Source organism: Halosimplex pelagicum (assembly GCF_013415905.1).
GTDB lineage: Archaea > Halobacteriota > Halobacteria > Halobacteriales > Haloarculaceae > Halosimplex > Halosimplex pelagicum.
Genome location: NZ_CP058909.1, coordinates 84,257 through 98,785 on the forward strand (window position 1 = coordinate 84,257; position 14,529 = coordinate 98,785).

Genomic DNA, 14,529 nt, shown 5'->3' on the forward strand with positions numbered 1-14,529 from the left:
GAGGGAGGTGGTGGAAAACGGGGGATCGAGCGCGAACCGGTCAGTCCGACGCTTCGGCCGTGGCGAGCGGCTCGATGGCGATCTCGACCTCGGTGTCCTCCACGTCCCAGGTCTTGCGGTGGCCGTCGGCCACGTCACCGACTTCGGTCGCGCGCACCTCGTCGGCGATCAGGTCGGCGTGGTCGGCGACGAGGTCGGCCACGCGGTCGTCGCGGACCGCGTACTCCAGGCGGATCGATTCCTCCATGTCGAGTTCGAGCTCCTTGCGCATCTCCTGGACGCGGCGGATGACCTCGCGGGCGTAGCCCTCGCTCTCGATGTCCTCCGTCAGGGCGGTGTCGACGTAGACGACGCCCTCGCTGTCGAGCGCGGCGAACTCCGACCCGGCGACGCCGTCGGGCGTGTGCCGGACGAACTCGACCATCTCCGCGTCGAGGTCGACGGACTCGCCGAGCGCGTCGGCGACGGCCGATTCCAGTGCCTCGACGGTCGGCTCGGCGACGCGGGCGTCGTTGAGCGCGCCCATGACGCGGCCGGCGTCGTCGCCGAACTCGGGACCCAGGAGACTCATGTCGGCCTCGGCGGAGTAGGAGAGTTCGCCCCACTCGCCGTCGGGGCCGACGACCTCGACCGCGCGGGCGTTGAGCCGGTCGGCCAGGATGTCGGCGTGGCGTTCGACGGTGTCGGCCACGTCGGTCGCGTCGGCCTCGTCCGTGGGGTCCACGTCGACGACGACGCGCTCGACCGGCCAGCGCAGTTTGCGCTCGGCCTGCTGGCGAGCGTTCGAGCCCGCCTCCTCGACGGCGCGGACGACCTCGATGTCCTCCTCCAGGCCCACGTCCCGGTAGTCGTCGTCGGGCTCTGGCCAGTCGCACATGTGGACCGTCGGATGACCGGCGTCGCCGGTGAGCGACCCGTACACCTCCTCGGCGACGAAGGGAGTGAACGGCGCGAACAGCGCGGCGACCTCTTCGAGGACGGTGTACAGCGTCGCGTAGGCCGCCTGCTTGCTCGGCGAGTCGGCCTCGTCCCACATGCGCTCGCGGACGACCTGGATGTAGAACCGGGACACGTCCTCGACGACGAAGTCGATCAGGGCGTTGGCGGCGCGGTCGTTCTCGAAGTCCTCCATCGCCGCTGTCATCTCCGCCTCGACGGTCTGGAGCCGCGAGAGCACCCACTCGTCGACGAGTTCGAGGTCGTCGGCCACGTCCGCCAGGGTCGTCGCCTCGGGGTCGAAGTCGTCGGCGCGCATGTACGGCAGCGGGAACCGCGCGACGTTCCAGAGGATGTTGAGCCGGCGCTGCATCTCCTGGGTCTCGTCCCACGAGAAGTTCATGTCCTCGCCCTGGGCGGTCACCGACAGGAGGAACAGCCGCATCGGGTCGACGCCGTACTCGTCGATGACCTCGTGGGGGTCGACGAGGATGCCCTTCGACTTGGACATCCCCCGGCCGTCGGGCATGTTGGCGTAGCCGTGCATCAGGACCTGCTTGTACGGGATCTCGCCGGTCGCGGCGGTGGACATGCCGAGTTGCGACCAGAACCACCCGCGGGTCTGGTCGTGGGCCTCCATGATGAGGTCGGCGGGCCACAGGTCGTCGAAGCGGCTGTCGTCCTCGGGGTAGTTCAGCGTGCCCCACGTCGCGACCGAGGAGTCCAGCCACACGTCGAACACGTCCGGGACGCGCTCGTAGGTGACGCCGTCCTCGGTGATCGTCAGGTCGTCGACGGTGTCCTTGTGCAGGTCGACGCTGTCGGGGTCGATATCCTGGTCGACCCGCTCGGCCAGTTCCTCGCGGTCGGGGACGACGATGGCGTCGCGCATCTCCCCCGACCAGTCGTCGGGTATCCAGATCGGGATCGGGATGCCCCAGTAGCGCTGCCGGGAGACGTTCCAGTCGGGCGCGTCCTCGACGAAGTCGCGGAAGCGGTTGTCGCGCGCCCACTGGGGGTGCCACTCCGAATCCTCGATGTTGTCGAGGAGTTCGTCCTTGATGTCGGTGACCGTGATGAACCACTGGTCGGTGACGATCTGGATGATCCCCGTGTCGCAGCGCCAGCAGTGGCCGTAGCTGTGGGTGGTCGTCTGCTCGGCCAGTAGCGCGCCGTTGGCCGCCAGGTCGTCCATGATCTCCTGGTCGGCCTCTTTGACGAACTCGCCGGCGTACTGGCCGGCCGACTCGTCGTAGACGCCGTCGGCGCCGACCGGACAGAAGATGTCCAGTCCGAGTTCCGTCCCGCGCTCGAAGTCCTCCTCACCGTGGCCGGGCGCGGAGTGGACGAGTCCCGTGCCGTCGCCCTCGGTGTCGACGTACTCGCCGGTGTAGACTTCCAGCGCGCCCTCGCCGTCGGGCGCGTCGGGCACTTCCTCGCGTAGCGGGTGCTCGTAGCTCCAGCCCACCAGGTCCTCGCCGGTCAGCTCCTCGACGACCTCGTAGTCGTCGTAGCGACCCGCGGCGAGGACGCTCTCGACCTTCGGCGCGGCGACGTAGAGCCGCTCGGTCTCGCCGTCGCGCTCGGCGTCGACGCCGACGTACTCGCCCTCGCCGTCGACCGCGACGAACGTGTTGGCGGGGACGGTCCACGGCGTCGTCGTCCAGATGACGAGGCTCCCCTCGCGCCCCTCTAAGTCGAACTTGACGTAGATCGAGGGGTCCTCGACGTCCTCGTACTCGACCTCGTTGTTGGCGATAGCGGTCTCGCAGCGGGGACACTGGGAGATGGAGCGCTGGCCCTGCTCGACGAGGCCGCGCTGGTGGGCCTTCTCGAAACCCCACCACGCCGCCTCCATGTACTCGGGCTCGACCGTCTTGTAGGGGTCGTCCCAGTCCATCCAGACGCCAAAGGACTGGAAGTCGCTCTGGAGCCCCTCCAGCTGCTCGTCGGCGTAGGCCTTGCACTCCTCGATGAAGGCGTCCTCGCCGAACTCCTGGATGTCCTTCTTGTTCTCGAAGTCCAGGCGCTCCTCGACGCGCGTCTCGATGGGCAGGCCGTGCATGTCGTAGCCCGGCCGGTCGGTCACGTCGTACCCCTGCATGCGGAGATAGCGGAGGTAGCAGTCCTTCAGCGTCTTGTTCCAGGTAGTTCCCATGTGGGCCGACCCGGAGGTGTACGGCGGGCCGTCGACGAAGAAGTAGTCCTCGCCGTCGGCGCGGTGCTCGACAGTCCGCTCGTAGGCGTCGACGGCGTCCCAGTAGTCGAACACCCGGTCCTCGACCGCGTCGGGGTCGTACTGGTCGGGCACGTCCCCGAACCGCTCCGTGCGGGCCGCGGGTTCCCCGTCTCCGTCGGCGTCGTCCGTGCTCATACCTCGAAGGACCCGCCCGACGCTCTTGGAAACTTCGGTTACGCGACCGACGAGACCGGCGGGAGCGTCGGCCGCCGATCCCGTGCGTATTTCACGGTCCTCCCCGTTCCCTGGCACGTGCGTCTCGTCCAGATCACGATCCCGACGGGCAAGCGCGAGACCGTCACGCGGGCGCTCGACGACGAGGGCCTCGACTACATCGTCACGGACGAGACCAGCGGCCGGGAGTACGCCGCCGTCGCGTACGTCCCGCTGCCCACGAACGCCGTCGAACCGGTGCTTGACACGCTCCGGACCGCCGGTATCGACGAGAGCACCTACACGGTCGTCCTCGACGCCGAGACGGTCGTCTCCGACGACTTCGAGGAACTCGAAGAGCGCTACGCCGAGGAGGAGAACGGCGACCGCATCGCCCGCGAGGAACTCGTCGCGGCCGCGAAGGACCTGCTGCTGTCGACCCCGGCGTACCTCCTGATGACGGTCGTCAGCGCGGTCATCGCGACCGCCGGCCTCCTGTTGAACTCCCCCGCGGTCATCGTCGGGTCGATGGTGATCGCGCCGCTGATCGGTCCGGCGATGGCCGCCAGCGTCGGGACGGTCGTCGTCGACGACGAGCTGTTCGCCCGCGGGGTCAAACTGCAGGCCGTCGGCCTCGCCGTCTCGATCGCGAGCGCCGCCGCCTTCGCGTGGCTCGTCAAGACCGTCCACCTGATCCCACCGTTCACCGACGTGACTGCCATCCCGCAGGTCCGCAGCCGCCTGTATCCCGACTTCCTCTCGCTGGTCGTCGCGCTCGGTGCGGGCATCGCCGGCGCGATCTCGCTGACGGCCGGGATCTCCTCGGCGATCGTCGGCGTGATGATCGCCGTCGCGCTCATCCCGCCGGCGGCGACCGTCGGCATCGGCATCGCGTGGGGAAAGCCCGTCGTCTCGCTCGGCTCGGGCGTGCTCGTGCTCGTGAACCTCCTCTCGATCAACCTCGCCGCGCTGATAGTCCTGCGCTACAGCGGCTACCGGCCGACCAACTGGTTCCAGCTGGAGGAGGCCCGCGGCGCGACTATCCGCCGGGTCGGCGTCCTCGTGGTCGCCATCGTCGCGCTGTCGGTGTTCCTCGGCGGCGTCACCTACGACTCCTTCCAGGGCGCCACGACCGAGGAACGGATCCAGGAGGCGACCAACGCCGCGCTCGACGAATCGGGGGCCTCCGCGGAGGTGCTCTCGATGGAGGTCAACCGCAGCGGCGGCCCGCTGCTGCGCCACCCCGTCGGGATCACGGTGACCGTCGGCGTCGACGACCACGACCACCCCGCGCTGGCCGAGCGGATCGACCGCCGCGTCGAACGGGCCATCGACCGCGAGGTCCAGACCCAGGTCCGGTACGTCGTCACCGACTCGGCCTGATGGACCCCTCGCCGGACCCATCTGACAGCACGATGTCATCGATCGGCCGACGACACGGAACCGCCCAGCGCCGTCCGACGCGCGTCAGACGGCCGATTTCGATCCCTCAAAGGCGCGTTTGAGTTAACGTGGTCGCTATGTGATAGGGGGTCGTCGAAGCGAACGCATGAACTCACGACTCACACTCGCCGGCGTGGCCGTCGTCGCCGCGCTGCTGGCGACGGCGGGCGTCGGCGCCGCGTTCGCGGCCGGCGGCTCGCCGGTCGAGGCTCAACAGTCCGCACAGCAGACCGGGAACGACACGATCACCGTCGGTGCCTCCGGCCAGGTCCAGGCCGAGGCCGACCGCGCGGTCGTCCGCGTCGGCGTCGTCGCGACGGGCGACGAGATCGAGCGGGTCCGGTCGGACCTGTCGACCAACGCCAGCTCGATGCGCTCGGCGCTGAACGAGATGGGTATCGAGGACGGCCAGATCCGGACGGCCCACTACGACATCTCGACGAACCGCCGCTACGGCGGCGCTGAGAGCGAGGAGCCCACCTACCGCGCGGTCCACGCCTTCGCCATCACGACCGACGACCCCGATAGCGTCGGCCAGGTCGTCGACACCGCGGTGACCAACGGCGCCGACGAGGTCGACGGCATCGAGTTCACCCTCTCGGCGGACAAACGCGAGAACCTCCGTCAGGAGGCCCTCACCGAGGCGATGAACTCCGCGCGCGGCGAGGCCAGCACCATCGCCGCCGCCGAGGATCTGAGCGTTAACGGCGTCGACCGCGTCTCCACCACGGAGTACAGCGCCCGGCCCTACGCCGTCGAGACGGCGGCGCTCTCCGCCGGCGGCGACGCGAGCACCTCCATCGACAGCGGCCCGGTCAGCGTCAGCGCCTCCGTCACCGTCGTCTACGAGACGGGCAACTGACGCGGCCGGTCCGCCGTTCACCCCGCGACCAGCCGCCGACCCGCAACCGACCGCCGCCCGACACCCACCGCCCGACGCCCCCTCCCCGATCCCACGGCGTCGGGCGCTCCCCACCCGCTGACGCTTCCGTTCTCCCGTTACCGGTCCCCCGGTAACGTTTCGCTTCCGACCTCGACAGCCGCGGCTCGCGGGTCGTCGATCCGACGGAGAACGGCGGCGCGGTTCCGCCGTCGGGTCCCGACGACGGTTCCGCAGTCAGGACCCGTCGTAGGGCAGTTCCGGCTCGTAGTCGACCGCTTCGACCGCCGCGTCGAGGACGCCCTGGACGTTCTCGTCTTCCGTGACGCTCATGTACAGGTCCGCCTCCACGTCCCGCGAGCGGTCGGCCTTGTTGCAGACGGTGAGGACGGGCACGTCGAAGCGCCCTTCGAGGTCGTCGCGCAGGGCGAGTTGGGTGTCGAGGGGGTAGCCACAGTCCCCGCTGGCGTCGACGAGCACGAGCACGCCGTCGGCGAGGTGTTCGAGCGCGCTGGCGGCCTGGGACTCCACGTCGTTGCGCTCCTCGGGCGCGCGGTCGAGCAGGCCCGGCGTGTCGACGATCTGGTAGCGGATGTGGCCGTCGTCGAAGTGGCCCACCCGGATCTCCGTCGTCGTGAACGGGTAGGAGGCGGTCTCGTTGCGGGCGTTCGTGACGGCGTTGACGAAGGTGGACTTGCCGACGTTGGGGTAGCCGGCGACGACGATGGTCGGCTCGTCCGGCCGGATGTCGGGCAGGGTCTTCAGGTCGTCGCGGGCGGCGCCGACGGCGGCCAGGTCGTCCTCGACCTCCTCGACCACGTCGGCGATGCGGGCAAAGGCCTGCTTGCGGATCTTCGTCGCGGTGTCGATGTCGCTGCTGGCGAGCCGTTCGGCGTACTCGCGGCGGATGTCGGCGGTCTTGCGGCTCGCCCACCCGACCTCCGAGAGGTGCTGGCGGACGGCGTCGATGCCGCCGATATCGGGGGCGTCCTCGCCGGTGGTGTTCGACGCCATGATGGCGTCGGCGAGTTCGTAGTAAAACGGGTCGAGGTCGTCGAAGTCGGGCCAGCCGGTGACGACGTTCTCCAGGTTGTCCGACGCGATATTGGAGGCGGTCTGGAGCATCGATTGCTGGGCGTCGAGGCCGTCCTTGGCCCGCCCCGCGCGTGCGGCCCGCGAGAACGCCTTGTCCACCAGCTCCTCGGCGGTCGGCGTCGTCTGCAGGTCCTCGAACGGTTGGCTCATTGCCCCCCGATACACGGCCGGCGCGTAAAAGGCCGTTTACTCGCCGACGCCCGTGCGAGCGCGCCGCAGCCCGCGAACGCGCCGGCGGTCGCACTCGCACGCCCGCCCTCGTCGCTCCCACCTGCGAACCCCGGCGAATCGCATATGAACCGCGGCGCCCTACGTCACCTATGACCGACTGGAGCGCCGTCGTCTGGGGATTCGCAGCCGGTATCGTCGCGGGACTCGCCGCCTTCCTCGTCCCGGTGGTCGGCCACATCGGCGCCGGGCTGATCGCCGGGTTCGTCGCCGGCTACCTCGCCGGCGGCGGCCTCGGGAGCGGCCTCTGGCACGGCCTGCTCGCCGGCGCCTTCGGCGGGCTGGTGCTCGTCCTCGTCACGGCCCCCATCGCCGGCCTGCTCGGCGGCGTCCTCGGCGGCCCCGTCGGCGGCCTGTTCGGCGGGCTCAGCGTCGTCGTCGTCGGCCTCGTCATCGCCTTGGTCTTCGCCCTCGATAGCGCCGTCGGCGGCGCGATCGGCGCGCTCCTCGCCGACTGAGCCGCCCCCGGAAGTCACGTTTTTCCCGCTGCCGACCCGAAGGTCGACATGGCCGAGATCGACGCCGGCGAGGTGCTGCCCAACGAGCACGTCCAGAGCATGGCGGCCGCCGGCCGCGTCACTCAGATGCACCGCGGGCACAAGTACGCCGACGAGGGCGACACCTTCGAGATCGACGGGACGACCTTCGAGGTGACCGACGTGACCCGCCGCACCCTCGGCGACCTCACCGACGAGGACGCCCAGCGGGAGGGGTCGGAGGACCTGGCGGCGTACCGCGAGCGGCTGAACCGCGTCCACGACTCCTTCGAGTGGGACGACGACAGCGAGGTCGTCCGCCATCGGTTCGAACCGCGGGAGTAGTGCCGGCGAGAGGTGAGACCTTCGCCGAAAGTGATATCCGTGTTTCCGCGTTACTCACCGTTACAACCGTTACCCGCGACCAGTCATGCCCGTAAACTTCGACGAATACGCCGACCGGCAGAGCGAAAACGAACTCGCGTTCGACCCCGATACACACGCGTACCACATCCTCACGTTTCTCGGAGAGCGCCCGGAGACGGGTTTCAGACCGGCCGAGATCGCAGAAGAGACCGGGATCAAACCGGGGAGCGTTCGCGGTACGCTGAAACGTCTCGAAGAGCAGGGTCTCGTCCGTCACGCCGAACCGTTCTGGGCGATCGGCGACGACGACCGTCTGGCCGCGTCGACCGGGACGATGCTGGGACTCGAAGCGATCGGTGACCGGTACGCGGACGACGAGTTCGAAGGCTGGGACGAGAACGCGGTCGACCCGCGTGAGATGCGTGACGGGTAGCCAGCCGTTCCAGCGCGCCGACGTGGTCAAACACCCCGCACCGTTCAAGAACCCTCCGAATCACCGGTACTTTGTCGTCTTGAGCGACGACGACCATCCCTTCCATGGAGAAGAGTACGCCGTCGTCGCACTCACGTCGAAACAGCGACCGGAAGCGGTCGAGATCGAAGCCGACGACTGGCGGTTCGGCGGACCGCCCGGAGACAGCTACGCCTCACCGTGGTATACGTTCACCATCAAACACGCCGATATCAGTAGCGCACAGGGAAGTATCACGGACGCGATGGCCGATACGATAGCGAACGAAGCTACGTCGTATCTCGGCGTGTAGCGCCCGCCGATCGACGTGCGCTTGTCTCACGGATCAGTAACGGATGCCACGGCACGCTTCTGACTCCTACCGCCGTTCGGCGAGCTCGTCGCGCAGGTCGTCCAGATCCATGTCCTTCATGGCGAGCAGGACGAGCAGGTGGTAGACGATGTCGGCCGATTCGTGGGCGATCTCCTCGCGGTCGTCGTCCTTGGCGGCCAGCAGCAACTCCGTGGTCTCCTCGCCGAGCTTCTCCAGGACGGCGTTCTCGCCTTTCTCGTGGGTGAACAGCGAGGCGGTGTAGGAGTCCTCGGGGAGTTCGGCTTTCCGGTCCTCGATGACGGCGAACACGTCGTCTAACACGTCGTCGGTCATTACCCGGGCTGTCGGCGCGCTCCGGTAAGTCCCCTCGGGTTCGCGCTCGCGGGCGCGACGGCGGCCCCGCCCGCTGGCGGCCCCTCCGGCGGCTCGCTCACTGCCGGTCGCGCTCGGCGAGCCGGATCCGGCGTTCTTCGAACGTCTCGTCGTCGATCTCGCCGCGGGCGTAGCGCCGTTCGAGCGTCGTCATCGGGTCGACCCCGTCGGTCGCCGCTGTCGGAGCCGTCCCGACCGGGCCGTCGATCCGCGTCGCGAGCAGGTAGACGGCGACGGCGAACAGCGCGACCGAGAGGACGACCCACAGCAGTCCCCAGGGGAGTCCGAATCCCATCCAGCCGCCTCCGCCGGCGGCGCCCATCGCTCCCCCGCCCGATCCGTGGTGCGGTCCGTGCTGGAGCAGGAGTGTCGTCGTATCGATCATCGGTGTCTCCCTCGTGTGAACGAAGGACCCCCGGAGATAAACCGCCGGCTGCGATTGTCACGACCTGGGAACGGGGTCGACCGGTCGCGACCGGAACCGGCCGGACGCTACGCTTCGGGCTCGCTTCCGCGGTCGGTCGCCGCGGTGGCGACCGCGTCCTCGAAGAAGGCCAGGTCGTGGATCCGGGCGTCGTCGGTCAGTTCGGGGTGGAACGAAGTGGCGACGACGGGGCCGTCGCGGACGGCGACGGCGCGGCCGTCCCACTCGGCGAGCACGTCAACGTCGCCGACCGAGTCGATGACGGGCGCGCGGATGAACACCGCCGGGAACGGCTCGTCGAGGCCGGTCACGTCGAGCGGCGCCTCGAAACTGTCGGCCTGGCGGCCGAAGGCGTTGCGCTCGACGGTCACGTCGACCAGGTCCAGCGAGTCGACGCGGTCGTCGTTGGGGTCGGCCGAGGCGACGATGAGGCCGGCGCAGGTCGCCAGCACGGGCTTGCCGTCGGCGACGTGGGCCTCGATCTCGGGAGCGATGCCCTCGCGGTGGAGATGTCGGGAGATGGCCGTCGACTCGCCGCCCGGCAACAGGAGGATGTCGCAGTCGGGGACGACGCCGGAGCCCCGGATCTCGACGACCTCGGCCTCGGTGCCGTGGCTGGCGGCGGCTCGTCGGATGGCGTCGGCGTGTTCGCTCACGTCGCCCTGGACGGCGACGACGCCCGCCGTGATGGTCATACCACTGCTATCGCACGTGTGGCGAAAAACCTCTCGCTCTCCGCAGGCGTTGCGTGCTGGTGTGGCCGGCTCGGGGCGAATCGCGCGCCGTTCAGTCGTCGGCCGACTCCTCGGCCGTCGGCTCTTCCTCTGTGTCCTCGCCCGGCGGGGTCGAGTAGAGCATCCCGCGGCTGGAACTGACTCGTGTCATTGGCCCCCACTCCCGGATTCGCACTGATAACCCTACTCCTCAATGACGTATGGTGTGTTAAATCACATCTAGCGCGTATAAGGTCGCGAGCGCGGTGGGACGAGAGGCGCGGCGCCGTTCGACGGTCGGTAGGGCCAAACTGTTAGGGGCGACGGGGCCGACAGTCGACCCATGTCAGAGAGCCGGGACCCGGTCGAGGCGCGCGCGGACGGCGAGCGCGACCTCTACGAGGTGGCGACGTGGGAGCCGCGGTCGGTACTGGACAAACTCTCGGTGTTCGCGTACACGACCGGCGTGTCGGCGTTGCGGCTGTTCGTCGTGGTGCTGGCGCTGGTCATCCTCGGGGCGCAGGTGATCCTCGGCGGGCTCGGAGCGCTCGCGGACCCGATCGTCGGCACCTTCACGCTGCTGTCGGCGGTGCCGGCGCTGGGACTGGCGGCGTACGTCTGGTACGCCGACGTGACGACCTCCGAACCGCTGGAGCTGCTCGTCGGCACGTTCCTGCTTGGCGTGCTGTTCGCCGGGTTCGCGGGCATCGTCAACACCGGCGTCAGCTACTCGCTGGAGAGCCTCGGGCTGATGTTCTGGGGCACCCAGATCCTCTACTTCTTCGTCGTCGTCGGCCCGGTCGAGGAGACGGTGAAACTGCTGGCCGTGCGGCTGTACGCCTACCGCAAGCCGGAGTTCGACGCGGTCGTCGACGGCGCGGTCTACGGCGCGATGGCCGGGCTGGGCTTCGCGACCATCGAGAACGCCATCTACATCGCCGGCCAGACCCAGGGCATCGGCGACACGTTCAACCTCGTCGTCGCCGGCAGCGGCATCACGGCCGTCCGCGCGCTCGCGGGGCCGGGCCACGTCATCTACTCCGCGTTCGCGGGTTACTATCTCGGGCTGGCGAAGTTCAACAGCGACCGCGCCGGCCCCATCGTCGTCAAGGGGCTCATCATCGCCACGGTCGTCCACGCGCTGTACAACACGCTGTCGGGCGTCGTCCCGGGCGTCGTCGCCGGCGTCACCGGGATCCCGTGGTTCGTCGCCTTCTTCGGGTTCATCATCGTCTACGACGGCGTCTTCGGACTCCTGCTGATCCGGAAGATCTCCCGGTACCGGCAGGCCTACCACGAGGCCACCGACGAGGCGCCCGACGGCGAGCGGGCCGACATGACCGAGTTCGACGGCTGAGCGGCCGCCGCCGTCGCGCGGCGGCCCTCCGCCGTCGCGCGACCGCGACCGCACCGCGACTACCGGTACTCGCCGAGCGCCTCTCGCACCGCCGCCACGTCGGCGCCGGCCTCGGCGTCGCGGTCGGCCATCCCGAGCATCCGCTCGACGTACTTGGCGAACACGTCCACCTCGACGTGGACGGGGTCGCCGACCTCCGCGTCCGACAGCGTCGTCTCGTGGTAGGTCGTCGGGATGATCGCCACCGAAAACGTCCCCCCGGCGTCGTCGAGCGCGGCGACGGTCAGGCTGATCCCGTCGAGGGCGATCGACCCCTTCTCGACGACGTACTGTCCGAGTCCCGGCGGCAGCTCGAAGGTGTACGCCCAGTCCTCGCCCACCCGTTCGATGTCGACGATCTCGGTGGTGCCGTCGACGTGGCCCTGGACGACGTGGCCGTCGAACCGTTCGTCGGCCGCCAGCGCACGCTCCAGGTTGACCGCCTGGCCCTCGCTCGCCGAGTCGAAGGTCGTCCGCTCGAGGGTCTCGGCGGCCAGGAACACCGAAAACCACTCGCCGTCGGCGTGCTCCTCGACGGTGAGACACGCCCCGTCGACGCTGATGCTCTGGCCGCCCGTCAGGCCCTCGAACGTCGTCGCGATCCGGAGCCGGCGACCCGCGTCGCTGTCTTCGATCCCGACGATCTCGCCCGTCTCCTCGACGATACCGGTGAACATACCCGACGCTTGGGACGATCGTCGCAAAAGGGTTATCGTTCCCGTATGTGTGATGTGGCGCGGCGGTCCCGCGCCGGGCGTCCGGAGACGCGGGGCTTTTGCCGGTCGGCGCGGTATCGGGGGGTATGGCGCGGAGCATCCTCGGGATGGTCGGGCTGGGGACGACGCTGGTGTTCGCGATCCCGGTCGCGCTGCTGGGGCTGGAGTTCCTGCTGGCCCGGGGACAGCCGACCGTCGGCGGGGGCCTGCTCGTCGTCGCCGTGCTGATGGTCGCCATCGAGGAGTACGTCACGACGCCGGACGACCTGGCCGGCGAGGCCGTCGACAAGACGGTCGGCGCGGTCGCGAAGTCGTCCGACGACGACGAGGAGTGACCCGTTAGAGATCCAAGCGTTGAAATCGTGAGGGGGCGACACGGCGGACATGAGCCGCTCCGACTCCGAGTCCGACGCCGCCGGGTCAGGTGACGCGGGGGAGTCCCCTGGACCCGAGACCGGCGCCGCCGGCGACTCGGCCGACCCCGCCCACGAATCCACAGCGAGCGACCGAGACCCGCCGGACCCCGGCGGATCGACCGGCCGGTTCGACGGCATCGACCGGACGACCCAGTGGGTCCTCGCCGTCGTCGCCGGCGGCCTGCTCGCTCGCCTCGCCCTCCTCGGCGCGCGGGTCGCCCACTACGACGAGGGGCGGGTCGCCTGGTGGTCGAGTTACTTCCTCGAGACCGGCCAGTTCGAGTACCGCTACATCATCCACGGCCCGCTCGTCCAGCACGTCAACAAGTTCCTCTTCGACGCGCTGGGGGCCAACGACTTCACCATGCGGCTGTTCGTGGCGCTCGTCGGCGCCCTCCTCCCGCTCGCGGCGCTCCTCTTTCGCGAGCATCTCGACGGTGACGAGGTGATCGGGACGGCATTCTTCCTCGCCTTCAGCCCGCTGTTGCTGTACTACTCGCGTTTCTTCCGGAGCACGCTGCTGGCCGCGGCGTTCGCGTTCGTCGCCTTCGGCCTGCTCGTGCGCGCCTACGACGAGCGGTCGGTCTGGTACGTCTACGGGGCCGTCGTCTTCGTCGCGCTCGCGTTCACCGCCAAGGAAAACGCCGCGGTGTACCTGCTCGTGTGGCTCGGCGCGAGCGCCCTGCTGCTCGACCAGGCGCTGTTCCGCACCGGCGACGACCGCTCGGGCTTCGAGTGGGCGCGCGAGCGCCTCGACGCCCGCACCCGTCCGCTCGGAGACTACGTCGCCGACTTCCTCTGGCACGGCGCGATAGCCGTCGTCCTGTTCCTGGCCGTCACGCTGTACTTCTACGCCCCGCGGTCCCCGGGGACCGAAGCGGTCGGCTTCTGGCAGGCGGTCACCAACCCGACGCTGTTCCCCGATCTCTTCGGCCGGACGCTCGACGACGTGGTCGAGGGGTACAGCTACTGGTTCGGCGGGACGACCGACGCCGGCTGCCGCAAGGAGAACATCATCGACGCCTACCTCTGCTTCCTCGGCCAGGAGGTCCACGCGATGGCCCAGTCGGCGCTCGCGCTGACGATAATGGCCGTCGTCGGCTTCCTCGCCGAACGGTGGGGTCGCGCCCGCTCGCGCGGCGTCGTCCTCTTCTGCGCCTACTGGGGCTTCGTCTCCGTCGTCGGCTACCCGCTCGGGACCGACATCGCCAACGCGTGGATCGCCGTCAACGCGCTCGTTCCGCTGGCGCTCCCCGCCGGCGTCGGCATCGCGCTGGTCGCGGACAGAGGCCGAGACGCCGTCCACACGAACTCGGTCCGGTTCGGTATCACCGCGTTCGCCCTCGTGTTGATCGCCGGCTACATGGCCGGCTCCGCGGGCTGGTACGTCTACATGAACGACACCAGCGACGACAACGAACTCGTCCAGTACGCCCAGCCGGCCGACGACTTCCGTCCCTCGATGGAAGTGCTGGAAGACCACGCCGCCGACCATCAGGGACCCGACGTGCTCTTCGTCGGAAGCAGCTACGTACGCAACAACCCGCGGGACGGCGGGATCGAACCACGCTGTTCCAGCATCAGCGAGACGCTCCCCTTGCAGTGGTACGTCGACGCCTACGGCGCCACCGGAGACTGCATCCAGGACGCCGAAACCGCCGCCCAGCGACTCCAGGACGGCGATGTCGACCCGCTGGTCGTCATCGCGCCGAACTCGCTGGAGAACGATCTGGCGCCCGCCCTGGATGGGTACGACGCCGACGTGTACCGCCTGCGAAGCTACGGCAGCGAGACGGTCTTCTTCAGCGACCGGACGCCCGACCAGTCGAGCGGGAACGCGAGCGCCGTCGAACCGCGGGCGCTCGCCGTCGGCAACTGACCGGCTCCGGGA

General features: G+C 69.3%; 15 protein-coding genes. 9 read left to right on the forward strand and 6 right to left on the reverse strand.

Annotated features, from left to right (window positions below; genetic code table 11):
* Positions 1 to 40 precede the first annotated feature (40 nt).
* Positions 41 to 3,310, reverse strand: coding sequence for an isoleucine--tRNA ligase (gene ileS, locus HZS54_RS00525; protein ID WP_179920028.1), 3,270 nt, complete (start codon positions 3,308 to 3,310; stop codon positions 41 to 43).
* A 117-nt stretch (positions 3,311 to 3,427) separates the two neighbouring features.
* Here ileS and HZS54_RS00530 point away from each other — a divergent pair, with 117 nt between their 5' ends.
* The gene (locus tag HZS54_RS00530) at positions 3,428 to 4,711 is read left to right on the forward strand and encodes a TIGR00341 family protein (RefSeq protein WP_179920029.1); all 1,284 of its coding nucleotides are present in this window, start codon (positions 3,428 to 3,430) and stop codon (positions 4,709 to 4,711) included.
* 166 nt (positions 4,712 to 4,877) lie between these two features.
* Positions 4,878 to 5,633 (forward strand): SIMPL domain-containing protein, encoded by a 756-nt coding sequence (locus HZS54_RS00535; protein ID WP_179920030.1) that lies wholly within the window; start codon positions 4,878 to 4,880, stop codon positions 5,631 to 5,633.
* 255 nt (positions 5,634 to 5,888) lie between these two features.
* Here HZS54_RS00535 and HZS54_RS00540 read toward each other — a convergent pair whose 3' ends face one another.
* A complete protein-coding gene (locus HZS54_RS00540; protein ID WP_179920031.1) occupies positions 5,889 to 6,896 on the reverse strand; it encodes an NOG1 family protein in 1,008 nt (335 codons plus the stop codon).
* Positions 6,897 to 7,066: 170 nt separating this feature from the next.
* Here HZS54_RS00540 and HZS54_RS00545 point away from each other — a divergent pair, with 170 nt between their 5' ends.
* From HZS54_RS00545 to HZS54_RS00560, 4 genes are all read left to right on the forward strand, one after another.
* Entirely contained in the window at positions 7,067 to 7,432 is a 366-nt protein-coding gene (locus HZS54_RS00545) for a DUF5518 domain-containing protein (RefSeq protein ID WP_179920032.1), read from the forward strand.
* 48 nt (positions 7,433 to 7,480) lie between these two features.
* On the forward strand, positions 7,481 to 7,795 hold the full coding sequence (locus tag HZS54_RS00550) for an ASCH domain-containing protein (RefSeq protein WP_179920033.1): 315 nt from the start codon (positions 7,481 to 7,483) through the stop codon (positions 7,793 to 7,795).
* An 85-nt stretch (positions 7,796 to 7,880) separates the two neighbouring features.
* Positions 7,881 to 8,249, forward strand: a complete 369-nt coding sequence (locus tag HZS54_RS00555) for a MarR family transcriptional regulator (protein WP_179920034.1) — start codon at positions 7,881 to 7,883, stop codon at positions 8,247 to 8,249.
* Positions 8,250 to 8,328: 79 nt separating this feature from the next.
* On the forward strand, positions 8,329 to 8,580 hold the full coding sequence (locus HZS54_RS00560) for a hypothetical protein (RefSeq protein WP_179920035.1): 252 nt from the start codon (positions 8,329 to 8,331) through the stop codon (positions 8,578 to 8,580).
* Between the two features lie 66 nt (positions 8,581 to 8,646).
* On the opposite strand, the gene hisE is transcribed toward HZS54_RS00560, so the two are convergent.
* The 3 genes from hisE to pdxT all read right to left on the reverse strand — a co-directional run bounded on the left by hisE (position 8,647) and on the right by pdxT (position 10,092).
* On the reverse strand, positions 8,647 to 8,934 hold the full coding sequence (gene hisE, locus HZS54_RS00565) for a phosphoribosyl-ATP diphosphatase (RefSeq protein ID WP_179920036.1): 288 nt from the start codon (positions 8,932 to 8,934) through the stop codon (positions 8,647 to 8,649).
* 97 nt (positions 8,935 to 9,031) lie between these two features.
* Positions 9,032 to 9,358, reverse strand: a complete 327-nt coding sequence (locus HZS54_RS00570; protein WP_179920037.1) for an SHOCT domain-containing protein — start codon at positions 9,356 to 9,358, stop codon at positions 9,032 to 9,034.
* A gap of 107 nt (positions 9,359 to 9,465) precedes the next feature.
* Positions 9,466 to 10,092: a pyridoxal 5'-phosphate synthase glutaminase subunit PdxT gene (pdxT, locus tag HZS54_RS00575; RefSeq protein WP_179920038.1), complete on the reverse strand. Its 627-nt coding sequence runs from the start codon at positions 10,090 to 10,092 to the stop codon at positions 9,466 to 9,468.
* A gap of 361 nt (positions 10,093 to 10,453) precedes the next feature.
* On the opposite strand from pdxT, the gene HZS54_RS00580 reads away from it, so the two are divergent.
* Positions 10,454 to 11,467 carry a PrsW family intramembrane metalloprotease gene (locus HZS54_RS00580; RefSeq protein ID WP_179920039.1) on the forward strand — a complete coding sequence of 338 codons (1,014 nt, stop codon included), beginning with the start codon at positions 10,454 to 10,456 and terminating at the stop codon, positions 11,465 to 11,467.
* A gap of 59 nt (positions 11,468 to 11,526) precedes the next feature.
* Here the strand turns inward: HZS54_RS00580 and HZS54_RS00585 are convergent, their stop codons facing one another.
* Positions 11,527 to 12,183, reverse strand: coding sequence for a riboflavin synthase (locus HZS54_RS00585; RefSeq protein WP_179920040.1), 657 nt, complete (start codon positions 12,181 to 12,183; stop codon positions 11,527 to 11,529).
* A 125-nt stretch (positions 12,184 to 12,308) separates the two neighbouring features.
* Between HZS54_RS00585 and HZS54_RS00590 the strand changes: the two genes are divergently transcribed.
* Together HZS54_RS00590 and HZS54_RS00595 are read left to right on the forward strand one after the other, a co-directional pair.
* Positions 12,309 to 12,557, forward strand: coding sequence for a DUF7533 family protein (locus HZS54_RS00590; protein ID WP_179920041.1), 249 nt, complete (start codon positions 12,309 to 12,311; stop codon positions 12,555 to 12,557).
* Between the two features lie 49 nt (positions 12,558 to 12,606).
* Positions 12,607 to 14,517: a flippase activity-associated protein Agl23 gene (locus HZS54_RS00595; protein ID WP_179920042.1), complete on the forward strand. Its 1,911-nt coding sequence runs from the start codon at positions 12,607 to 12,609 to the stop codon at positions 14,515 to 14,517.
* Positions 14,518 to 14,529 lie beyond the last annotated feature (12 nt).